The sequence below is a fragment of the Nocardia amikacinitolerans genome (assembly GCF_900215415.1).
Classification (GTDB): domain Bacteria; phylum Actinomycetota; class Actinomycetes; order Mycobacteriales; family Mycobacteriaceae; genus Nocardia; species Nocardia amikacinitolerans.
The window spans coordinates 1,120,029-1,141,656 of the sequence record NZ_OBEG01000002.1; the positions used below are offsets into that span (position 1 = coordinate 1,120,029).

22 protein-coding genes are annotated in these 21,628 nt (G+C 68.5%); 11 read left to right on the forward strand and 11 right to left on the reverse strand.

The window, feature by feature from the left end; translation table 11 throughout:
• Positions 1-67: 67 nt before the first annotated feature.
• The gene (locus CRP45_RS13260; protein WP_245910140.1) at positions 68-1,108 is read right to left on the reverse strand and encodes a UDP-N-acetylmuramate dehydrogenase; all 1,041 of its coding nucleotides are present in this window, start codon (positions 1,106-1,108) and stop codon (positions 68-70) included.
• Between the two features lie 91 nt (positions 1,109-1,199).
• Between CRP45_RS13260 and CRP45_RS13265 the strand changes: the two genes are divergently transcribed.
• Genes CRP45_RS13265 through CRP45_RS13275 form a run of 3 tightly spaced genes read left to right on the forward strand, consistent with a single transcriptional unit; the run spans position 1,200 to position 3,016 of the window.
• Complete coding sequence (locus tag CRP45_RS13265; protein WP_097245247.1) at positions 1,200-1,685, forward strand: DUF2505 domain-containing protein; 486 nt, start codon at positions 1,200-1,202, stop codon at positions 1,683-1,685.
• Positions 1,686-1,724: 39 nt separating this feature from the next.
• Positions 1,725-2,246 carry a DUF2505 domain-containing protein gene (locus tag CRP45_RS13270; protein WP_097245248.1) on the forward strand — a complete coding sequence of 174 codons (522 nt, stop codon included), beginning with the start codon at positions 1,725-1,727 and terminating at the stop codon, positions 2,244-2,246.
• Entirely contained in the window at positions 2,216-3,016 is an 801-nt protein-coding gene (locus CRP45_RS13275) for an SAM-dependent methyltransferase (protein WP_097245249.1), read from the forward strand. Before CRP45_RS13270 ends, CRP45_RS13275 begins: the two co-directional genes overlap by 31 nt.
• A 373-nt stretch (positions 3,017-3,389) precedes the next feature.
• On the opposite strand, the gene CRP45_RS13280 is transcribed toward CRP45_RS13275, so the two are convergent.
• Entirely contained in the window at positions 3,390-4,883 is a 1,494-nt protein-coding gene (locus CRP45_RS13280; RefSeq protein WP_143861425.1) for a hypothetical protein, read from the reverse strand.
• 91 nt (positions 4,884-4,974) lie between these two features.
• Positions 4,975-5,583, reverse strand: coding sequence for a hypothetical protein (locus tag CRP45_RS13285; protein WP_067792670.1), 609 nt, complete (start codon positions 5,581-5,583; stop codon positions 4,975-4,977).
• A 99-nt stretch (positions 5,584-5,682) separates the two neighbouring features.
• Between CRP45_RS13285 and CRP45_RS13290 the strand changes: the two genes are divergently transcribed.
• A complete protein-coding gene (locus tag CRP45_RS13290) occupies positions 5,683-6,411 on the forward strand; it encodes an LmeA family phospholipid-binding protein (protein ID WP_097245251.1) in 729 nt (242 codons plus the stop codon).
• Positions 6,412-6,461: 50 nt separating this feature from the next.
• On the opposite strand, the gene deoC is transcribed toward CRP45_RS13290, so the two are convergent.
• Complete coding sequence (deoC, locus tag CRP45_RS13295) at positions 6,462-7,130, reverse strand: deoxyribose-phosphate aldolase (protein WP_097245252.1); 669 nt, start codon at positions 7,128-7,130, stop codon at positions 6,462-6,464.
• Between the two features lie 158 nt (positions 7,131-7,288).
• Here deoC and CRP45_RS13300 point away from each other — a divergent pair, with 158 nt between their 5' ends.
• The gene (locus CRP45_RS13300; protein WP_097245253.1) at positions 7,289-7,840 is read left to right on the forward strand and encodes a GNAT family N-acetyltransferase; all 552 of its coding nucleotides are present in this window, start codon (positions 7,289-7,291) and stop codon (positions 7,838-7,840) included.
• A 714-nt stretch (positions 7,841-8,554) separates the two neighbouring features.
• Positions 8,555-9,442 carry a formyltetrahydrofolate deformylase gene (gene purU / locus CRP45_RS13305; RefSeq protein ID WP_067792658.1) on the forward strand — a complete coding sequence of 296 codons (888 nt, stop codon included), beginning with the start codon at positions 8,555-8,557 and terminating at the stop codon, positions 9,440-9,442.
• A gap of 310 nt (positions 9,443-9,752) precedes the next feature.
• Here the strand turns inward: purU and CRP45_RS13310 are convergent, their stop codons facing one another.
• The 5 genes from CRP45_RS13310 to CRP45_RS13330 form a co-directional block, all read right to left on the reverse strand.
• Complete coding sequence (locus CRP45_RS13310) at positions 9,753-10,796, reverse strand: alpha/beta fold hydrolase (protein WP_097245254.1); 1,044 nt, start codon at positions 10,794-10,796, stop codon at positions 9,753-9,755.
• 1,343 nt (positions 10,797-12,139) lie between these two features.
• Positions 12,140-12,445 carry a DUF2516 family protein gene (locus tag CRP45_RS13315; RefSeq protein WP_097245255.1) on the reverse strand — a complete coding sequence of 102 codons (306 nt, stop codon included), beginning with the start codon at positions 12,443-12,445 and terminating at the stop codon, positions 12,140-12,142.
• Positions 12,446-12,599: 154 nt separating this feature from the next.
• On the reverse strand, positions 12,600-13,256 hold the full coding sequence (locus tag CRP45_RS13320) for a heparin-binding hemagglutinin (protein WP_097245256.1): 657 nt from the start codon (positions 13,254-13,256) through the stop codon (positions 12,600-12,602).
• Positions 13,253-13,756: a helix-turn-helix domain-containing protein gene (locus tag CRP45_RS13325; protein WP_067790927.1), complete on the reverse strand. Its 504-nt coding sequence runs from the start codon at positions 13,754-13,756 to the stop codon at positions 13,253-13,255. The genes CRP45_RS13320 and CRP45_RS13325 overlap by 4 nt, the downstream gene beginning before the upstream one ends.
• 105 nt (positions 13,757-13,861) lie before the next feature.
• Positions 13,862-15,154 (reverse strand): DUF445 domain-containing protein, encoded by a 1,293-nt coding sequence (locus CRP45_RS13330; protein ID WP_067790982.1) that lies wholly within the window; start codon positions 15,152-15,154, stop codon positions 13,862-13,864.
• Between the two features lie 220 nt (positions 15,155-15,374).
• Between CRP45_RS13330 and CRP45_RS13335 the strand changes: the two genes are divergently transcribed.
• The 4 genes from CRP45_RS13335 to CRP45_RS13350 all read left to right on the forward strand — a co-directional run bounded on the left by CRP45_RS13335 (position 15,375) and on the right by CRP45_RS13350 (position 19,720).
• On the forward strand, positions 15,375-16,055 hold the full coding sequence (locus CRP45_RS13335; RefSeq protein ID WP_097245257.1) for a TetR/AcrR family transcriptional regulator: 681 nt from the start codon (positions 15,375-15,377) through the stop codon (positions 16,053-16,055).
• 183 nt (positions 16,056-16,238) lie between these two features.
• Complete coding sequence (locus CRP45_RS13340) at positions 16,239-17,723, forward strand: ABC1 kinase family protein (protein WP_097245258.1); 1,485 nt, start codon at positions 16,239-16,241, stop codon at positions 17,721-17,723.
• 43 nt (positions 17,724-17,766) lie between these two features.
• A complete protein-coding gene (locus CRP45_RS13345) occupies positions 17,767-19,017 on the forward strand; it encodes a saccharopine dehydrogenase family protein (protein ID WP_097245259.1) in 1,251 nt (416 codons plus the stop codon).
• 70 nt (positions 19,018-19,087) lie between these two features.
• On the forward strand, positions 19,088-19,720 hold the full coding sequence (locus CRP45_RS13350; protein WP_097245260.1) for a class I SAM-dependent methyltransferase: 633 nt from the start codon (positions 19,088-19,090) through the stop codon (positions 19,718-19,720).
• A 137-nt stretch (positions 19,721-19,857) separates the two neighbouring features.
• Here the strand turns inward: CRP45_RS13350 and CRP45_RS13355 are convergent, their stop codons facing one another.
• Together CRP45_RS13355 and CRP45_RS13360 are read right to left on the reverse strand one after the other, a co-directional pair.
• Entirely contained in the window at positions 19,858-20,064 is a 207-nt protein-coding gene (locus CRP45_RS13355) for a hypothetical protein (protein ID WP_067790934.1), read from the reverse strand.
• A 103-nt stretch (positions 20,065-20,167) separates the two neighbouring features.
• Positions 20,168-20,914 carry a GntR family transcriptional regulator gene (locus tag CRP45_RS13360; RefSeq protein ID WP_067790936.1) on the reverse strand — a complete coding sequence of 249 codons (747 nt, stop codon included), beginning with the start codon at positions 20,912-20,914 and terminating at the stop codon, positions 20,168-20,170.
• Between the two features lie 305 nt (positions 20,915-21,219).
• On the opposite strand from CRP45_RS13360, the gene CRP45_RS13365 reads away from it, so the two are divergent.
• Positions 21,220-21,609 carry a hypothetical protein gene (locus CRP45_RS13365; protein WP_067790937.1) on the forward strand — a complete coding sequence of 130 codons (390 nt, stop codon included), beginning with the start codon at positions 21,220-21,222 and terminating at the stop codon, positions 21,607-21,609.
• The last annotated feature ends 19 nt before the right edge of the window (positions 21,610-21,628 follow it).

Sequence of the window (21,628 nt, forward strand, 5' to 3'; positions counted from 1 at the left end):
CGACCCGATCCGCCGGTCGCGAAGCGCTGCGCCCGTTTCGTCCGATTAACCCGCACCGCGCTCGTCGTCAGAGCGTCACGCCGACGGTGACGGGTTCGGGTTCGAGCCGGATGCCGAAACGCTCGGCAACTCCGTCGCGCACCTTCCTGGCGAGCGCGACCAGGTCCGCGGCGCTGGCGTCGCCCCGATTCGTCAGTGCCAGTGTGTGTTTCGTGGAGAGCCGGGCGGCGGCGTCCGGTCCGGGGAAGCCCTTGGCGAAGCCCGCCCGTTCGATCAACCAGCCCGCGGAGAACTTCACGCCGTCGACGGCCGGATAGGTGGGAATCGTGACGTCACCCACATGGGCCGTGATCGCGGCCCGCACCTCGGGCACGCGCCCGTGCGGGACCACCGGGTTGGTGAAGAACGAGCCCGCGCTCCAGGTGTCGTGATCGGCGGCGTCGAGCACCATGCCCTTGCCCGCGCGCAGGCGAAGCACCGCGTCCCGCACGGCCGCGGCGGGCCTGGTCTCTCCCTCGGTGGCGTCCAGGACCCTGGTCAGTTCGCCGTAGCGCAGCGGTGCGCTCGACCCGCCCGCGTTCAGCGCGAAATCCACGTCGAGCACGACCGCGTCGTCGCGGTGCTTGAGCACGCTGGTGCGGTAGCCGAAGCCGAGTTCGGCGGGCTCCACCCAGCGGATCTCGCCGCTCACGCGGTCGAGCAGCCGCACCCGGCGCAGCAGATCGGCCACCTCGACGCCGTAGGCGCCCACGTTCTGCACCGGCGTCGCGCCTGCGGAACCCGGTATGCCGGAAAGGCATTCGAGACCACCGAGGCCGGCCGCCACGGTCGCGGCGACCACCGCGTCCCAGTTCGCGCCCGCCTCCGCTACGACGCCGTCCGCGCCGATCTCGACACCCTCGGTCGCGATGCGCACCACGACGCCGTCGAACCCGTCGTCGCCGATGAGCAGGTTCGAGCCGCCCGCGAGCAGCAGCAGCGGGATGCCCGCCGCGTCCAGCGCGCGCACGGTCGCCACCACGGACTGCGTCGAGACGCACTCGGCGACCAGCGCTGGGCCGCCGACCCGTAGCGTGGTCAGCTCGGCAAGCCGCACCTCGTCGCGCACCAGCGCACCGGTGTCGGCCAGCACGTCGCGCGCCTGATCGGTCGCCACCACACGTGAAGTTCGCACGCTCCAGACGGTAGCGTGTCCAACCATGGCTACACCCTTGGCGTTCACGGCCCGCTATTCCCACCCGGTCGCCGCCGTGCGCGCGGCCTTCGCCGACGAGCAGTACTGGAAGGACCGCATCGCCGAGGTCGGCGGACCGAACGCACGCCTCGAGTCGGTCATCGTCCAGGGCGACCACGTGCGCGTCGAGATGGTACAGGCCATCGCCGCCGAACAGCTGCCGCCCGCCATCACCGCCGTGCGCCCCGGCGACCTGATCATCCCGCGCACCGAGAACTGGACCGGTGACACCGCCACCTTCGACGTCCGCGTCGAGGGCGCCCCCGCCACCATGCGCGGCACCATCGCCCTGAGCGGCGACGACGCCTCCGCCGCCGCCACCGTCGACGGCAGCATCGAAGTGAAGGTGCCGCTCTTCGGCAGCAAGATCGAAGCCGCCATCCAGGAACGCCTCACCGAACTTCTCCAGTCGGAGGAGGAGTTCACCAACACCTGGCTGTCCCAGCACTGAGGATCGTGTGCCGACCGCCACCCAGTAACCTTTCCCGACATGGCACGCCGACTGGACTACTCCGCCCGCTACCCGCTGCACACCACCAAGGAGCTGCACGAGGCGCTGTCGACCCGTGAGTACTGGGAGGCGCGGGTCGAGGAGATGCGCAAGTACACGCCGGGCAACGAGGTGGTCAGCCTCGAGGTGAGCGATTCGGGTATCGAGGTGGTGCTGCACCACGTCCTGCCGCGCGAGATGCTGCCCGAGATCGCGCAGACCGTGATGCGCAAGGACATGATCATCACCCGCAAGGAGAGCTGGGGCCCGTACAACGGCGAAGAGACCGTCGGCAAGTTCTCGGCCTCGATTCCGGCCGGACCCGGCAGCCTGGGCGGCACCATCAAGCTGTTCCCCACCGAAACCGGCTGCACCATGCGCTTCTCCTCGGAAGCGAAGGTGTTCATTCCGATGGTCGGTCCGCGCCTCGAGCAGTTGATGCTGGTGAACCTCGTCGATCTGTTCCGCGGCGAGGCCGAGGTAACGGTGAAGTGGCTGGAAGAGCGAAACCCGATCAGCTGAGCAGACCTATCGGCACGATCACCAGGGGGACCACCGGCGTCAACCGGCTGCGACGCAGCGACCGTTGGCTGATGCACGACGAGCTGGTCGCCGCGCGCCTGTCGGCGGCGCCCGATCCGCTGGTGGTCGACCTCGGTTACGGCGCGAGCCCGTGGACCACCTTCGAGCTGGCGGGCAGACTGCGCAGGGTGCGGCCGGACGTGCGGATGGTCGGTCTGGAGATCGATCCGGACCGAGTGGTGCCCGGTCGCGACGGCGTCACCTTCGCCAGGGGCGGTTTCGAGCTGGCCGGTCTGCGTCCCGTGCTGGTGCGCGCGTTCAACGTGCTGCGCCAGTATCCCGAGTCGGCCGTGCCGGACGCCTGGTCGACCATCCTTTCCGCGATGGCGCCCGACGGCCTGCTCGTCGACGGCACCTGTGACGAACTGGGCCGCCGCTGCGCCTGGGTACTGCTCGACCGCACCGGACCGCGCTCGCTGACGCTGGCGTGGGATCCGTTCACCGTCGAACGTCCCTCCGACATCGCCGAGCGGCTGCCGAAGGCGCTCATCCACCGGAACGTGCCCGGCGAACCGATCCACGCCTTGCTCACCGCCGCCGATCGCGCGTACTCGCACGCCGCGCCGCTCGCCCCGTTCGGACCCCGCGTCCGGTGGCGGGCGGCGGCGGAACAGCTTCGTGCGCAAGGGTTTCCGGTGCGGGAGTATCGGCGGCGGATGCGCGACTGTGTGCTGTCGGTGCCGTGGTCGGTGGTCGCGCCCCGGCAGTGAACGTCTTCGTCGCGCGCCTCGCGTGCGCTGGCGTGGTCCGGCGGGCGCAGCTATGCGCAGGGCTTTCCGGCGCGGGAGTACCGACGGCGCACGCGCGACTGTGTGCTGTCGGTGCCGTGGTCGGTGGTCGCACCCCGACAGTGACCTCTTCGTCGCGGCCCCGCATCCGCCAGCGTGCTCCGGCATGCCAGGTCTCCGATGCGGGAACATCAAGGCAGATACGCGACTACGGCTTTCGGTCGGGTAGTCGGTGGTCTCGCCCCGTCACGCAACGTCGTCGTCGCGCGGCCCACGTCGCCAGCGCCGAACACTCACGCGCACGGCGTTTCCGGTGCGGGGCAATGCGGCGTTGTCGATGCGCGGTCGCGCCTCGTCACCGACCGTTTTCGTCGCCGTGTAGCAGCCCGCGTAGATGTCCGGTGGCGATGGCGACGGGCAGGATGGAGCGGGGTTCGAACGGCAGGGACCAGAGTCCGCCGTGTGCGGCACCGCCCGCGAACAACGATTCCGGGTTCGGGTCGGCCGGTGCCGGGTCGTTGAGGTCGGCGACCAGTTTGGCGGCGAGCAGCGTGCGTGCGGTGTCGGGTTCGAAGATCTGCATGCCGAAGCGGTGCGCGCTGCGATACGCGGCGGCCAACGAGCGCTGGGACAGCACAGCGCGGGTCCAGGTCGGCGGCGCGACTGTGTAGGAGACGGTGTGTCCCGCATCCTGTGCGGCGATCGCGCGCCAGCGCAGAATCCGCTGGGCGAGAACGTGGTTCGGGCCTTGCGGCGGGAAGAGCGCGTCGGCGACCGACCAGCGCGCGCCCGCGGCGTCGGTGACTCGGGTCCGGTAGTTGGGCCGATAGAGCGCGGATCGGGTGAGCACGCGCAGCGCGTCTTGGATGAGGCCGCGCGATCCGCGCCCGTGTAGCCGCGAATGCGCTTGGGCGACCACGGATTCCGGCACCGCGTAGCAGTCCGTCGGCGATCCGACTCCGGCCAGCGCGGTGTCGGGACGCGCGGCGAGCAGATCGGCGGCGAGCAGGTCGAGGGCGACGGCGAGCCGGACGCCGCCCGGCCCGCGCCGCGTGACGTAGCTCCCGAACACCGGAAAAGTGTCCCCGCCGAGGTGTTCTCGAATCCAGTGCACCAGGGCCGGGAACTGGGTGGTGATGTCGGCGCCCGGCTGCCCGTCGACCAGCGGATAGCGCAGCACGCCTCCGCCCGCTTCGGCCTCCCCCACCAACTCGCGCCACCGGGCGGGTCCCGGCCGCGCGACCGCGAGCACGTCGGCGCCCCAGCGCAGCAGCGGACGCAACGGCGTCAGCTCACCCGCGCCCGCGACGACTACCCGAAACCCGGTCAGCGCCAACCACTCCGGATGATCGATCACCCGCTCCACCGCGGCGGCGAAACCCGGCTCCACGATGCCGTGCTGCCGCCAATCGGTCAGCTCGCGTTGCAACGCCTCCTCGGCGAGCACGGCGCCGCGAAACGGAACCTCCAGGCGCCGTGCGGGTTTCCCGGCACCATGGGCCGTTCCCGTCGCAGGCCCGTCCGCGGCGACCGACCCGATCTCGACACCGCGCAACGGTTCCACCGAGTACCCGGTGACGAAGCGCAGCAGGTTCCGCGCCGCGCGCAGTCCTTCGCGCGCGCTGCCCACCGACGCGTCGGGCGAGCTGGCCGCCAGCGCGGTCAGCCCGCGGAACACCGGGCGGTATTGGCGCGACCAGTCGCGGCAGGTCTCCACCCATTGCGCGAGATCGGCGTCGTAGCGGCGCACGGCATCGGCGACCACGGCGGTGGCGAACATGTCGCCGACTCGATCGGGCGCTCCGGACGGAAAGACGAGATCCCACCTACCCGCACCTACCGACCCCATGATCAGTCACCCTGCCACGATTACGCGCCCGGCAAAACCGGACGGACCTCGAATTCATAGCCGAAACGGATGACCGCGCTCACCGCGCGCCTCACAGGCCCGTGAGCGCGCGATGCACCCTGGCGGCGGCCCGCGGCGGCAGACGCACACTGGCCGAACGGATTTCCGCGCCCGCGCAGCGGTTGATCGCGACCGCGTCGCCGACCACCTCGTTCAGCGCCACTTGCCCGATATCGGCCTCGGCCAGATCGAGCACGGTGCGCACCGGCGTTGTCACCAGGAACGCGCCCGCCGATTCCACGTCCGAGCCGATCAGCGGGCGGCGCAGCACCACAAGTCGCGGGGTCACCGGCGGGCGTCCCGCGCCGACCGAGAGATGCAGGAAGCGCGGGCGCAACCGGCCCATGCCGTGCAACTCGGCCGCGCTGTGGTGCGAGACCGCGGCGGCGCCGTCGAACCAGGCCGCCCACATCGCGTATTCGTCCAGCGGTCCATCGGGCCATTCGGTCAGCCGCAGCATCCCGACACCGGCCCTGGTCACCGATCCGTCCCCCAGCCCGGCCCGCACTCTGGCCTCACATCCCGTGCGCAGCACCTGGCGGGTGGTGAAGAATCCGGCGTGCCGACCGGCCAGCCTGCGCAGCACACGCCACCCTTGATCGACGGATTCGGGTGCGCGGCCCGCCGCATCGCCAGCCATGCAGACCAGGCTACGCTCGAATTCTGTGTCACATGTCACATTCGAGACCCTCAACGCGCCCACAGAACCCGCACAGAAACGTCGGGAAGAATCTTCCGCATGAGTACGAAGCCGCCCACCAAGTTGTCCGTCAGCAGGCGCACGCTGGTGATCGCCCTGGTGGTGGTCGCCACGTTGCTGGCCGCCGTCCTGGCCGGCGGCGAGGCGTACGCGCGCCATGTCGTCTCGCGTTGCATCAGCAGCCAGTTCGAGAAAGAGATGGGATCTAGGATCGATGTCGGCTTCGGCGCCAAGCCGATGCTGATCACCTGGCTGGACGGGAAGGTCTCGTCAGTCACCGTGGACAGCAAGGACAACAAGTTCGGCCCCGCCGTCGGCATGGTGGTGCACGCCGAGTTCAACGATCTCGAAGGCGTGAACAGCGGTAACGGCGGCGGCGTCGTCGGCAGCTCCTCCGCGCACGTCACCTGGAGCAACGAGGGCATTCAGGAGTCGCTCGGCGGCATGGTCAGCGGGGTGCGCTCGTCGTCGGCGACCGGCATGATCACTCTGGACGTGCTCGGCGGGCTCGCCCAGCTCCAGGTGCACCCCGAGGTGCGCAACGGCGCCGTGGAGGTGCAGACCAAGTCGGCCGAGCTGCTCGGCATCGGACTGCCGACCGATCTGGTCGAGGGCATCGTCGACATCATGACCCAGAGCCTGCAGAGCTACCCCATGGGCCTGAAGGCCACCGAGATCAAGGTGACCGACGACGGCGTGGTCGCGCAGCTCGCGGGTGGTCGCACGGAACTGCCCGCCGCCGAGAACAACGCCGAGGTTCGCTGCTGATCCCCATGCGAAACAGCCTCGGGCCCCGCTCTTTTCGACGTGGCCGCGGCTCAGGCGGGGAAACCCTCCAGCACCGCACGCGATTTCGACAGCCCGAGGCGTGTCGCGCCCGCCGCGATCAACTCCGCCGCCGCCTCGGCCGTGCGGATGCCGCCGCTGGCCTTGATCCCGAGCCGACCACCGACGGTCTCGGCCATCAACCGCACCGCGTGCACGCTCGCACCGCCCGCGGGATGGAATCCGGTGGAGGTCTTCACGAAATCGGCGCCCGCGCGCTCGGCGACGCGGCACACCTCGACGATCGCCTCGTCCGGCAGCGCGGCGGATTCGATGATGACCTTGAGCACCGCGCGATCCCCGACGGCCTCGCGCACGGTGACGATATCGGCGAGCACGGCGTTGAATTCGCCGTCGAGCGCGGCGCCCACATCGATGACCATGTCGACCTCGGCCGCGCCCTGATCCACCGCGAGCCGCGCCTCGGCACCCTTCACCAGCGAATGGTGTTTGCCCGAAGGGAATCCGGCGACCGTGGCGACGACCAGACCCGGCGCGCGCACCGGAAGCATGGACGGCGAAACGCAGATCGCGTACACCCCGAGCGCGCGCGCCTCGTCGACCAGCGCGGCGACCTCGGCGGGCGTCGCGTCCGGCGCCAGCAAGGTGTGATCGATGACGGCGGCCACTTCGGCCCTGCTCAGCGACGCGGAATCTGCCATGTTTCGAGAGTCTGGCACACGCGAGGCGAATTCCGTTGCGTGCCTGGCGACGCGTACCGCACACTCGTAACTGTCAGTGGATCCGCGGGCTTCGGGAAGCTCGCCCACCTGACGAGCGTTGTGCGGATGGCCCAACTCGTTCGGGAGGAGACGACACCGTGCTGATCCGTCGCGAACGCGCCGAGGACGCCCCCGCCGTCGCGTCGGTGCATCGCAGCGCGTTCGGCGCGCTGTACGCCCGCGAGGCCGCTGCGGCCGGACTCGCCGCCGCGCCACCCGCCGATCCACCGGAAGTCGATCTCGTCGCGCGGTTGCGCAGCGATGCGGGCTGGATCCCCACCCTCTCGCTGGTCGCGGTGGAGTACGACGCCGTGATCGGCCACGTCTGCCTGACCCGCGCCGCCGTCGGCCCGTTCCCCGCGCTCGGCCTCGGACCGCTCGGCGTGCACGTCGAGCACCAGGGCACCGGGGTCGGCTCCGCGCTGATGCACGCCGCGCTCGGCGCCGCAGACGCGCTCGACGAACCGCTCATCGGCCTGCTCGGCAGCCTCGACTACTACCCAAGATTCGGTTTCGTCCCCGCCGCCCGCCTCGGCATCGCCCCGGACGAATCGGACTGGTCCTCGCACTTCCAGGTCCGCCCGCTCACCACCTACGAAGCCCAGATCACCGGCGAATTCCATTACGCCGAACCGTTTTACGATCTGTGATCGCTGCCGGTCTCGGCGCGCACCCGCGCGGTTGGTCATATCCGACCGAAGGTGACCTCCACCAAGTCACACCAACCGAATGTCACCTTCAACCGGACTGAACCCGGGGGCGGGAACCGCCCGGATGTCACCTGCGATCGAGCGAAGCCACGGGCAGGAATCGACCGAAAATGACCCCCACCCGGTCACACCGACCGAATGTCACCTGCGGTCGAACTAAGCCCACAGGCAGGAACCGACCGAAAATGACCGCCACCCAGTCACACCAACCGAATGTCACCTTCAACCGGACTGAACCCACGGGCAAGGACCGACCGAACGTGGCCCCCACCCAGTGACACCGACCGAATGTCACCTTCGGTCGGGTTGAGCCCACGGGCGGGAACCAACTGAAGGTCACCTTCGATCGGGCTATGCCCGGAGGCGGGAACCCGAACGAATGTCACCTGCGATCGAGCTATGCCCGCGGGCGGGAGCCGACCGAAGGTGACCGCCACCCGGTCACACCGACCGAATGTCACCTTCGGTCGGGCTATGCCTGCGGGCGGGAACCGGACGAAGGTGACATTCGGTCGGGTTGGGTGGGTGACGGTCACCTTCGGTCGTTGGAGGCGGTGGCTGTGCGCTGGGCGAACGGTGGGCATCCGAGGAGTTACGCCGGGGAACGGGCGGTCCTCGTGTAGCGCGCGAAGCGTCGCCTGGGAGGATGGGCCGATGAGTTCCGCTCCATCCGCCTCGGACGATCGCCGTTTCGTGTTGACGCTGGGCTGCCAGGACCGACCCGGCATCATTGCGGGGATCACCTCGTTCATCGCCGACTTCGGCGGCTCGATCGTGGAGGCCGGTTACCACTCGGACACCGAAACGGGCTGGTTCTTCACCCGGCAGGCGATCAAGGCCTCGACGGTGCCCTTCGGCATCGCGGAACTGCGCGAGCGCTTCACCGAGGTCGCCACCCGACTCGGCACGGCGGAGTGGCAGCTGCACGACACCGGCGAGCGCCGCCGCGCGGTGCTGCTGGTCAGCAAGGACGGCCACTGCCTGCACGACCTGCTCGGCCGCGCCGCCTCGGGCGAACTGCCCGCGACCATCGAGGCCGTCATCGGCAACCACCCGGATCTGGCCGGGATGACCGAGGCGCACGGCGTGAAGTTCCATCACGTCCCGTTCCCCAAGGACCCGGCCGAACGCGGCCCCGCCTTCGAAGAGGTGCGCAACCTGGTCGACGCGCACGACCCGCACGCGGTGGTGCTCGCCCGCTTCATGCAGGTGCTGCCGCCCGAACTCTGCGAACACTGGGCGGGCCGGGCGATCAACATTCACCACAGCTTCCTGCCCTCGTTCGTCGGCGCCCGCCCGTACCACCAGGCGTTCGCCCGCGGCGTCAAGCTGATCGGCGCCACCTGCCACTACGTGACCGCCGAACTGGACGCGGGCCCCATCATCGAGCAGGACGTGATCCGCATCGATCACGCCGACGAAGTCCGCGACATGGTGCGCCAAGGTCGCGACATCGAACGCGTGGTCCTGGCCCGCGGACTGCGCTGGCACTTGGAGGGCCGGGTGCTGGTGCACGGCCGCCGCACGGTCGTCTTCAACTGACCGCAGCCGCGGAGGTCCCGAGTCCCGTGTAGCCGCGCCCCTCTTCCGAGGCGCCCCGGGCGCACAGCCGTCTGAAATCGACGGTAGTCAAATGGTTGCTATTCGATCTTCAAAAGCCACCATATGACTACCGTCGAATCCATTTCTCTATCGACGGTAGTCAAATGGTGGTTGGGGCCTTGACAGGCAGAGCATTGCTCGAGGGACTTCCTCCCGACTGGGAAGCGCGGCTCGGCACCTGGTGGCCCGAACGCGCGCAACCCCGATCGGAGACGGCGTCGGCTCCGGTCGGGGTCAGCGGGCGGTCGGCTCAGCCGACCGCTTCGGTACGCGCGGGGGCGTACGCGGAGTCGAGCACGCGGGCGAGTTCATCGTTGAACCGCTCGTACATCTCGACGTTGCCGAGGTGGCCGGTGTTCAGCACCTCGTAGCGCACCAGGCTGCCCACCGACTCGAGCATCTCGGCGATGATCTCGGAGTGCAGCGGCGGCGTCATGTCGTCGGCGGAGCCGGCCAGGATGGTGGTCGGCACCACCAGGTTCTTCGCCGACTCGCCGAGGTCCATCACGGCGAGCAGCTTGCCGAATTCGGCGCGCACCATCGCGGGGCAGGAGCGCACCACGGCCATGCTGTAGTCCACCAGGTCGCCGGTGGATTCCAGGCTCATGATCTGCCGGGCGAACACCCATTTGACAGGCTTGATCGGCGGAAAGACGATCGGCGTTCCCAGGCCGAGCTTGCCGACGACGTGCGGCAGCGAGACGCCGGTGCGCTTCCACGGCAGCGGCCGGTTGAAGAACGGCACCACGGTGGTCGTGGCGACCAGACCGTGCGGCGCGGTGTTGGTCAGCAGCACCGCCTCCGCGCGCTGGGTGACCTCCTCGGGGTAGCGCCCGGCCCATGCCTGCAGCGTCATGCCGCCGAGGCTGTGTCCGACGAGCACGGCCTTGCGGCCCGCGGGCAGCGCCGCTTTCAGCACCGCGGCGAGGTCGTCGGCCAGCAGTTCCATGGTCAGCTTCGAGGAGCCGCGCTCGCTCTCACCGTGTCCGCGCACGTCGTAGGCGATCACCCGGTATTCGCCTGCGAAAGCGTTGATCTGGGCGTTCCAGTACTCGATCGCGCAGGTCCAGCCGTGCACGAGCACGAGGGCGGGAGCGTCGACCGGACCGTACGCGTGCACCCGCAGCTTCGTGCCGTCTGGCGCGGTCACCGGGATGACGTCGTGTGGCACGGTGGGCGGGTTCAGCGCCGGGGTCGAGTAGGTGCGCGCCCGGAGATTGGCGCGATGTACGTCGAGCAGGCCCCGAGCCTTTCCCGGCAGCTCGCCCAACGCGGTCTGCAACTGTGCACGCATCGGACACTCCTTTGTGTTACTGATAATTACAGTAACCCGAAGTACCGCCTGCTAGCTAGTGCAAGCACAAAAAGCGCCGCCGCCCGGTACCAGGGCAGCGGCACACAAGGTCGCCTACCAGCGCGAACGCCAAGTCCGCTAGCTGTGGCAAGCGCGAGAAATTTCTGCCGCAGCTCGTTGAATCCCCGCGCACATTCCGCACAGCGACAGCAACACGAGCGGCGTATTCATGGCGTGTGGCGGCGATCGACCAGTGGTCACGAGCCCCCAAATGGAACCAGCAGCCAGAGGCGTACGGCAGCGATCTCAGCCGAAGGTCACCAGCCCCCCACAGAACAGCAGCCGCGAGGCGTACAGCAGCTATCAGCCGAAGGTCACCAGCCCACACAGAACCAGCAGCCACGAGGCGCATGGCAGCGATCAACCGGCGGCCACCAGGCCCCAGAGAACCAGCAACCGCAAGGCGCATGGCAGCGATCAACCAAAGGTCACCAGCCCCCACACAAAACCAGCAGCCGCGAGGCGCATGGCAACGAACAACCGGCAGCCACCAGCCCACACAGAACCAGCAGCCACGGCGGGACGTACGGCAACGATCAACCGGCAGCCACCACAGAAACAGCTCCCGCAAGGCGCTTGGCAGTGAACAACCGGCAGCCACCAGCCCACACAGAACCAGCAGCCGCGAGGTGCGCGGCAGCGATCAACCGAAGATCACCAGCGCCGCCGAATCAAGCCCACTCGAAAGGCGGATCGCCGTGCACACCTGCATACGACTGACGACGAGCCCACACCTCGCGGCACCACCGACTCACCGCCGCGCGAAAGGACGGCGATCAACCGGCGGCCACCAGCCCACACAGAACCAGCAACTGCGAGGCGTACGGCAGCGGTCCGAAGCTCACCAGCCCCTACAGAACCAGCAGCCGCGAGGTGCGCGGCAGCGATCAACCGAAGATCACCAGCGCGGCCGAATCGCGCCGACTCGAAGGGCAGATCGCCGCGCACACCTGCATTCGGCTGACGACGAGCCCACAGCACCGACTCACTGCCGCCCGAAAGGACGGCGATCAGCCGACCGCCACCAGCCCCACACAACCAGCAGCCGCAAGGCACACAGCAGCGATCAACCGAAGATCACCAGCGCCGCCGGATCGCGCCCGCTCCAAAGGCCGATCGCCATGCAGACCAGCTTCGGCTCAGTGCGCGCACCCTGACGCTGCGGCCGTCACCCTGGCGAAGCCGGTGATGATGTTGCGTCCCGCGGTCGCGCCGATCTCGTGGAAATCGCCATCGCGGCACCGACAACTCGCCGACGCGCGAAACGGGCGCCGATCAGCGAATCACCAACGCGGACCGCGCTGAACCTCGTCCACCTTGGGCCGCACATCGGCCAGATAGATACCCGTGGCGATGATCGCCACGAAGGCGAGCAGACCAAGCCCGGCGGGCGAGAGCAGCAGAAGCAGCAGCGCCGCCCCCAGGATCGCCAGCCAGATCGGCTTGGTCTGCTTGTCCACCGCGGTGAAGGCGTCCGGCCGCTGGCGGATGGCGTGGATCAGCGCGAAGATCGTCGCGCCCAGCGCAACGAGCCACAACACCAGCAGAATCAGTCCGGTCAACCCGTGCACGGTATTCACCTGACCCATGATACGAGCGACGCCCCCGCACAGCAGGCTGTGCGGGGGCGTCGTGGGGTGTGTGTATCTCCGCCTCGACCGCGGCCATGCGCGGCTGTCGACGGATCACGTCCGGCTGTGCCATCGGCGTGTCCGCGGGCTGTCGACGGACCGCCCGTGCCGATTACGCCTTCTTCGGCGCGGCCTTCTTCGCGACGGGGGCGGCCTTCTTCGCGGCCGGAGCCTTCTTGGCCGGAGCCTTCTTCGGCGCGCCGTTCTCGGCGGCAGGCGCGGTCTCGGTGGTCACCGCGACGACCTCGGCCTCGACGACCGGCTCGGCGACGGGCTCCTCGTCGGCCTTGCGGCCGATCAGGCCGTTGACGCGCTCCAGAACCTCTTCGGCGCGGCCCGCGGCGTCCTTGTACAGGGTCTCGACGCGGTCGATCTGGTCCTCGACCAGCTGGTTGGCGCGCAGCCGCTCGACGGTCTCCTCGCCGCGGACGGCCAGGTCGGCGTACAGGTCGACCACCTTGTTGTAGTACTCCTCGGCGAGCCTGCGCAGCTCCTCGGAGGTGAACTTCTCACGCAGCTCGGCGAGGTCGTCCGGCAGCTCGGCGGGGAGGCCGGACAGCCGCTCGCGCAGCGTCTCGAACTGGGCCTGCACGTCGGCGGGCACGTTGGCGAAGCGCTCGCGGGCCTCTTCCACCCGGCCCGGCACATCGGCGGACGCCGCGCGCTCACGCACCTGGGTGACGACGTCCAGGGCGGCGGTGTAGACGGCATCCCCGGCGCCGACGGCGGCGAACAGAGGCTTGCTGACTGTTGCGGTCTTCTCGGTCATATTTTTTCGTTCTCCTGGCGTGGCGGAGTGTCGGTTGTCGTGCGCGGAACGTCGCTGTCCCATTCCCCCCCTGGCTCGTTCCCTCCGTTTTCCCGGCGAAACGATTCATAGATCTCCAGGAGCACCTGCTTCTGCCGTTCACTGATCTCCGTGTCGGCAAGCAGGGCATCCCGGACCGGACTGTGCGGCCGCTGCTCGAGATAGCCAGCCCGTACGTACAGCACCTCCGAGGACACCCGCAGCGCCTTCGCGATCTGCGTGAGTACCTCGGCGGAGGGATTGCGCAATCCGCGCTCGATCTGACTGAGGTACGGATTGCTCACCCCCGCCAGTGCGGCGAGCTGACGCAGGGAGACTTGCGCCGCCTCGCGCTGCGCCCTGATGAAACCTCCGATGTCGTGCGCCGCGTTCGCGACGCGACCCCCTCGTTCGCCGACGCCCGCCGATTGCTCGGACGGACCGTCGGTGTACTCGGCGGAAACCTCGGGATGGTCTGCCATCACTCACCTTCTGGCGGTTGTACGGATTCAATTCTAGGGCAGGGTGCTAACTCTTGCAAGCACGCTGTTAGCACGCGTTCGGCAAACCGCCGGCGTGCCGTTTTCTCAACCTTGGAACAACAGGTGCGAAACCGTGTAGATCGCCAGCCCGGCCAGCGATCCGACGACGGTTCCGTTGATCCTGATGAATTGCAGATCGCGCCCGACCTGCAATTCGATCTTCTTGCTCGCCTCTTCGGCGTCCCACCTGGCAACCGTGTCGGTGACCAGCGTGGTGATCTCGCTCGCGTAGTTCGACACGAGGTAGCGCGCGCCCCGGTCGATCCAGCCGTCCACCTTCGCCCGCATCTCGGCGTCGTCGCGCAGCCGCTCACCGAGTTGCTGCACATTCTCCCCCACTTTGCGGCGCAACGTACTGTTCGGATCGTCCGCGGATTCCAGGATGAGCCGCTTGGCCGCGCGCCAGGTCGCCTCTGCCATGCCGGTGATTTCCTCGCGGCCCATGATCTGCGATTTGATCCGTTCGGCCTTCTTGATCATCGCGTCGTCGTACTGCAGATCGTGCGCGAAATCCTCCAAGAAGCGATTCGCGGCCAATCGCACCTCGTGCTCGGGATTCGACCGCACCTTCCAGGTGAACTCGACGAGCTCGCGATAGATCTTTTCTGAAAGCAGAATGTTTACAAATTTCGGGGCCCATTGCGGCGCGTCGCGCAAAACAATCCGGTCGATGGTCTCCTGGCTGCCGAGAGCCCACTGGTGCGCGCGCTCGGCGAGCATGTCGAGCAGCGGCAGCTGCCGGTTGTCGGCGAGCAGTTCGGCGAGCACCCGGCCGATCGGCGGACCCCACAGCGGTTCGGCGATCCGCTTGACGATCGTGTTGTCGATGACCTGCTCGACGTCCTCGTCGCGCAACACCCCGACCACCGCCCGCAGGATCGTCGAACTCTCCTCGGCAACCCGCCCGGCGTGCTGCGGGTCGGCCATCCAGCGCCCGACGCGCAGCGAGATCTGGGCCGAGTTCACCTTGGCCGAGACCACCTCCGGCGCGAGGAAGTTCGTGCCGACGAAGCTGCCGAGGCTGGCGCCGAGCTGATCTTTCTTCTTGCGGATGATCGCGGTGTGCGGAATCGGCAGGCCGAGCGGATGCCGGAACAGCGCCGTCACCGCGAACCAGTCGGCGAGCGCGCCGACCATGCCCGCCTCCGACGCCGCGCGCACGTACCCGACCCAGTCGCCACCCCCGCCGCGCGATTCCAGCCAGCGACAGAACAGGTAGACCACCGTCGCGAAGGCGAGGAAGCCGGTGGCGACGGCTTTCATCTTCCACAGGTCACGTCGTTTGGCGGCCTCGTCGACGAAGAACCCGGTCGGCCCAGCCGGGGTCGGCGGGGCCATGACCGGGATGTTGCCGGGAGCTTTCTCCATGTCTCCATTCTGCTGTGCCGCGCGCTGGGCCCTCTGATGTGTGGTTCCTGCCGCATCCGGCACCCAAACGGACCTACGCTGGGTGGCCTGCACCTAAGCTGAAAGTCCACGACCATTACGAACGAGGGAGCCAACGCTGTCCACCGAAGACCTTGTCGACATCGGTGAGCTCGCCGAGCGACCGGCTGCGGTGCGCACCGGCCGGATGGACGGCCGCAAGCGCCGATGGCGGCAGCACAAGATCGACCGCCGCGAGGAACTCGTCGACGGCACCCTTGCCGCTGTCCGCACCCGCGGCAGCAACGCGGGCATGGACGAGATCGCCGCGGAGATCGGCGTCTCCAAGACCGTGCTCTACCGGTACTTCTCCGACAAGAACGACCTGGTCCACGCGACCATGCAGCGGTTCATCGAGACCACGCTGATGCCTCGGGTGTACGGCGCGATCAGCCTCGACGCCGACGAGTTCGAGCTGGTGCGCTCGGCGCTGGCCGCCTACGTCGGCACGGTCGACGAGGACCCCGAGGTGTACCGCTTCATCATGGGCAGCGGCTCGGACGCATCCTCGCTCGCCGAGTTCGAGAAGCTCTTCGCCGAGGTCGTCTCCGCCGTCATCGCCGACAAGGCGGGCGCGCTCGGCATCGACACCACCGGCGCGATGCTGTGGTCCTACGTGCTGGTCGGCGGCATCCAGCTGGCAACCCACTGGTGGACCACCGACAAATCGATGGCGCGCGAAGAGGTCATCGACTATCTGACGATGATGGCCTGGAGCGCCATCGAAGGCATGGCGCGGGCAGGCGGCTCGCGGGAGACCTTCAACCAGCAGCCGCACGTGCTGCCGAGGCCGGACACCGACGCCTCCGCGTAAGAGGCGGTGCCGCGCCCGTCGCAGCCGGTGTCTGTGACGGTGGGTTCGACAATGCCGCCCGGTTGGTTACTCTGAACGCGAGCGGTGCCACAGTGGGGTTGGTCACCGCCCCCAACGTGGTCACGCGAGTTCTCGCCTGCGTGTCCCGTCGGCTACGACCGCGGCACCAATGGAGGTACCTCGATGGCGAAGCAAGTACCGACTTCCCGGCTTGCTCGTGGCACCAAGCTGGGTGCCGTGGCCGCCAGTTCGGTCTTGCGGACGCAGCGCACGAGGCTTTCCATGCGGGGGAGATCCGAGGCCGTGCGCGCCAAGATGGCCGAGGAATCCATGATCCGCACCACCGAGCAGGTGGTCATGGTGCTTGGCACCATGAAGGGCGTGGCCATGAAACTGGGACAGATGATGTCGGTGCTCGATCTGGACCTGGTGCCCGAGGATCATCGCGAACGCTTCCAGAAGCGGCTTGCCGTGCTGCGCAACGCCGCGCCGACCGTCTCCTTCGACGCCATGCGGCAGGTCGTCGAGGAGGATTTCGGACAGCCGCTCACGGCGATCTTCGCGGAGTTCGATCCGGAGCCGATCGCGGCCGCCTCGATCGGCCAGGTGTACAAGGCCACGCTGCGCGACGGCCGAGTGGTCGCCGTGAAGGTGCAGTACCCGGGCATCGACGCCGCGGTGCGCGCGGATCTGAAGAATCTCAACATGTTCCGCAAGGTGCTCACCTCCGCCATGCCGTGGGTCACCCCCGCCGTCCTCGACGAGCTGCGGCTGAACATGGAGGGCGAGCTCGACTACCAGACCGAGGCCGTCACCCAGCTGCAGATCGCGGAGCTCTACGCGGGGCACCCGTTCATCGCGGTGCCGCGCTCGCTGCCCGAGCTGAGCACGACTCGGGTGCTGGTCAGCGAATACCTGCCCGGCAAGGGCTTCGAGGAGCTTCGCCAGTTCCCCGAGGACGAGCGCAACCGGATCGGCGAGATCATCTACCGGTTCTACGTCGGCTCGCTGTTCACCTTCAACGAGTTCTGCGGCGACCCGCATCCGGGCAATGTGCTGCTCGTCGACGACGGCCGCGTCGGCTTCCTCGACTTCGGCCTGTTCAACCGGATGGACCCCGAGCACGTGCGGTTCGAGACGATCTGCCTGCGGGCGGCCGCCGAGGACCGCGCGGAAGACTTGCGCGAGTTGATGATTCAGCGCGGCGTTATCGACTCGCCGGAGGAGATCGGCGCCGAGGAATGCCTGGAGTACGTGCTCGCGGCCTCGGAGTGGTGTCTGGTCGACGAGGAGCTGACCATCACGCCCGAGCTGGCCAGCGGCGCGTTCCTGCTCGCCGTTGACCCGCGGGCCAGCGAGTTCGCGGGCATGAAGCAGCAGAACCTGCCGCCGGAACACCTGTTCTCCCGCCGCGCCGACTTCCTCACCTTCGGCATGCTCGGCCAGCTCAACGCCACCGCGAACTGGCATCGGATCTCCCGCGAGTGGCTCTACGACGAACCACCGGTCACCGAACTGGGCAAGGCGCACCAGCAATGGCTTGCGGAGAACCCGCCGCCCGCGCCGACCAAGACCGCGCGGCCGCGCTCGGCCGCGTCCACAGCGAACACACCCAAGAAGACCGCGGCGAAGAAGGCGCGGCAGCCGAGGGCCGGGCGCAAAGCCTGACCCGCACCGCACGCCACGGCACCGACCAGGAGTGAACAGACACATGGCAGACAATCGCGAATTCGACATCGCCCTGTTCGGCGCGACGGGTTTCGTCGGCAAGCTCACCGCGGAGTACCTGCTCGACGCGGCGCCCTCGGACGCCCGCATCGCGCTGGCGGGCCGCTCGCTGGACAAGCTGACCAAGGTCCGCGCGGAGCTGGGCCCGAAGGCCGCGGCGTGGGACCTGGTGGTGGCCGACTCGACCGACCAGGCCACACTCGACGCCCTGGCCGCGCGCACCAAGGTCGTGGTGACCACGGTCGGCCCGTACTTGCGCTACGGCATGCCGCTGGTCGCCGCCTGCGCGAAGGCGGGCACCCACTACGCCGATCTCACCGGTGAGCCGCTGTTCATCCGCGACGCCATCGACACCTACCACGACGAGGCCGCGCGCACCGGCGCGAAGATCGTCAATTCCTGTGGCTACGACTCGATTCCGTCCGATCTGAGCGTCTACCAGCTGTACCGCAGCACGGTCGCGGACAACACCGGCGAGCTGACCGACACCACCCTGATCGCCTCGCTCAAGGGCGGCATGAGCGGCGGCACCATCGATTCGGGCCGGGCCATGATGGAGGCCATCGCCGCCGATTCCAGTAAGGCCTCGGTGCTTTCGCACCCGTACTCGCTGAGCCCCGACAAGTCGATGGATCCCGACGTCGGCCGCCAGAGCGATCAGGCGCTGCAGCGGGCGAGCAGCATCGACCCGAGCCTGGACGGCTGGGTGGCCACCTTCGTGATGGCCGCGCACAACACCAAGATCGTGCGCCGCAGCAACGGCCTGCTCGGCTGGCCGTACGGCAAGAACTTCCGCTACCGCGAGGTGATGAACGCGGGCAAGTCGGCGGCGGCACCGCTGGTCGCGGCGGGCATGGCGGGCGGCATCGTGGCCACCATGGCCACCGGCGCGCTGCTGTCCCGGGTCTCGGCGGGACGCAAGCTGCTCGACCGGGTGCTGCCGAAGCCGGGCACCGGTCCGAGCGAAGAGGCAAGGCGCAGTGGCTGGTTCACCATGAAGACCTACGCGCGCACCACATCCGGCGCGAAGTACGTCGCGACGTTCGCCGGTCAGGGCGACCCCGGGTACCAGGCCACCGCGGTCATGCTCGGCGAGGCCGGGCTGTGCTTGGCCTTCGACACCGACAAGCAGCCCGAGCTTGCGGGCATCCTCACCCCGGCCGCGGCCATGGGTGACGCGCTGACCGATCGGTTGCGCGCCGCGGGCATGACGATCGAGGTCGAGCGGTCCTGAATCGGACTGCCGCACCACGATTTCCATCGTCCAGGAGCTTTGTCGTGTACGACGCTGTGAGGGCGGCGCGTTGAACCTGGCGCGCCGCACCATGAATCACCCCGCGCTGGCCGCCGTCTACGAACGCGCGTGGCGGCCGACGCTGTTCTACCTCGCCAGCGGCCGCAGCACCGCGTCCGATCGCCGCGACGCGGTCACCGCGCTGCGGCTCGGCGGGGACCAGAAGGTGCTCGACATCGCTTGCGGTCCGGGCAATTTCACCAAGTATCTGAGCGAATCGCTGTCCGAGGGCGGCTACGCGGTCGGCGTGGACTATTCCGAGCCGATGCTGGCCCGCGCGGTGGTCGACAATGTCGGACCGCGGGTGGGCTATCTGCGCGGGGACGCCCGCACGCTGCCGTTCGCCGACGGCGTCTTCGACGCGGTGTGCTGTTTCGGCGCGCTCTATCTGATCCCCGATCCGCTGACCGCCACCAGGGAGATGGTGCGGGTGCTCGCTCCCGGCGGGCGCATCGCCATCACCACGAGCCACCGCGCCGATACGCCGTTCGGGCGCGCCAGCCGGTTCGTCGGCGGGTTGAGCGGTCTGCGGGTGTTCGACGATTCGACCTTCCCGGACTTGTTCCGGGAACTGGGGCTCGTGGAGATCGATCAGCGGGTGCACCGGCTTTTGCAGTACGTCAGCGCCACCCGTCCTGCGTGAGCGAGGGCTGGGCACCTTACTTCTCTCGTGATGATTTTTCGCCACCCTTGCGGCGGTTCCAGCTCAGACACGACCGCTTTGGGTTCGCGCAAACCCGGCTCACACGCGGCTGCAGCCCCGGCCGGAACCGAACCCGATCAGTCGGACGACTCATCACCCGGCGGCCGAGCTTCGCTCAGCTCGACCATCCGGCGCAGCACGGCGGGCGCGATCGCGAAATCGAGTTCGGTACCGCCGTTTTCGAAGACATAGGTCAGGTAGTCGTCGCAGTGCAATGCGGCACGCCGGACCGAGCAGTGCTCTCCGACGACTACCCAGCCACCGATGGTCAACTGGTCGAGCATCGCACCTCCCACCCTGCGGACTAGGCCATTCCCTCGCGCGCCGGACTATTCCAGGTGCGATGCCGCCTTGTCAACGGATTCGCGGCGCGTCATCGACCGCGTGTCACACGCCGGGAACGGAATATTCCTGGCGGAATAACCAAGATTCGGGCGGATAGACGCCCTCGTCGAACTGGAGCACCACGCCGTCGGCATCGATCGCGGTGAGCCGGTAGACCAGCACCGCGGACGTGCGAGCCAGCCGCAGCCGCTTGCGCTCCTCGTTGGTCGCCATGCGCGCGCTGACCTGATCGAACACCGACGCCACCCGGCGACCGGTCACCGCCTCCAGGTAGGTGGCGGTACCGCCGGGCAGCCGCTGGGTATCGAGCAGGCGATCCGCGACATCGGCGAGGTCGCCGGCGAACCAGGACGTCGAGAGTTCGGCGTCGCCGTTCTCGCCGTGGAGCAAGCGCCTGCGGGCGATCACCTCGCTACCGATCTCCAAACCGAGCGCGGTGGTCACGTACTCCGGGCCGTCGACGAGTTCCGCGGCAAGGATGTCGATCGGCTCGCGCTCGGCGTACATCCCGCCGTACTGCCGTGCCCGCCCTGCGGATTCGCGCACCAGCGGGACGGCGTCCGGGCCGCGCACGAAGGTGCCCGAGCCGCGTCGCGATTCGACCAATCCTTGCTGGCGCAACGTATTCAACGCTTTGGCCGCCGTCGGCCGCGCGACCTTCCACGCCGCGGCGAGCTCGCGTTCGGAGGGCACCTCGGCGCCCGGCGCGAGTTCGCCGCGCTCGATCTGGTCGCGGATGTACCCCGAAATCTGCTGATACTTCGGGAGTACTTCTTCGATGTCGGGCACCGAACGCCTTCCGCTCCGGGATCTGCCAATACTTCGGGCCAGTGTAACCAGCCCGCGAACTGCGCCTCGCCGCCGACCGTGCGCCACATCACAGCACGTGGGCGGGCGCAAGCGGGCAACGGCGGTGGTTACCGGACGGTAGAGTGCCGACCAGTACGCGTACCTCCGCATCCGCTCCGGCCATGCGCGGTGTAGCGACGGACAGTGTCTGTTCTTTGTGTACCTCCACCGCCGCTACGGCCCGTGCGCGGCCGCGGACGGATTCGGGCGGTTGGGTGTGGACCGAGCAGAAGGGGGCGAACCGAATGGCGGTGCCGGATACCGGACAGGGGCTGGCCAGGGGGCTGTACGCGGCGGCCGTCGGCGCGGAGGGCGAGCGTTTCGAGCTGGCCGAGGATGTGGCCGAGAATCTCGCCGCGGCTTGCGACCGTTTGGTCGACGATCTGCGAAAGGCCATGGCCACAGGGCATTTGGTCACCGAGGTGAGCGGGTTTCCCGAGTTGCCTTCCGGCCGGGGCCTCGCCGCGGGGTTCGGCGACAAAGGCAGGCAGTTCCTCGATACCGTTGCCGCGTTCCAGGAGACCGCGCTGCTCTTCAAAGCGGCCTATCTCGCCGCCGGCCGTAAACTCGCGGACGCGGAGGCCGCGAATCGGGCCGCGCTCGAACTGGTCACCGAGTATCTGGATCCGCGATGACCGCGCGCGTATCCGAGAT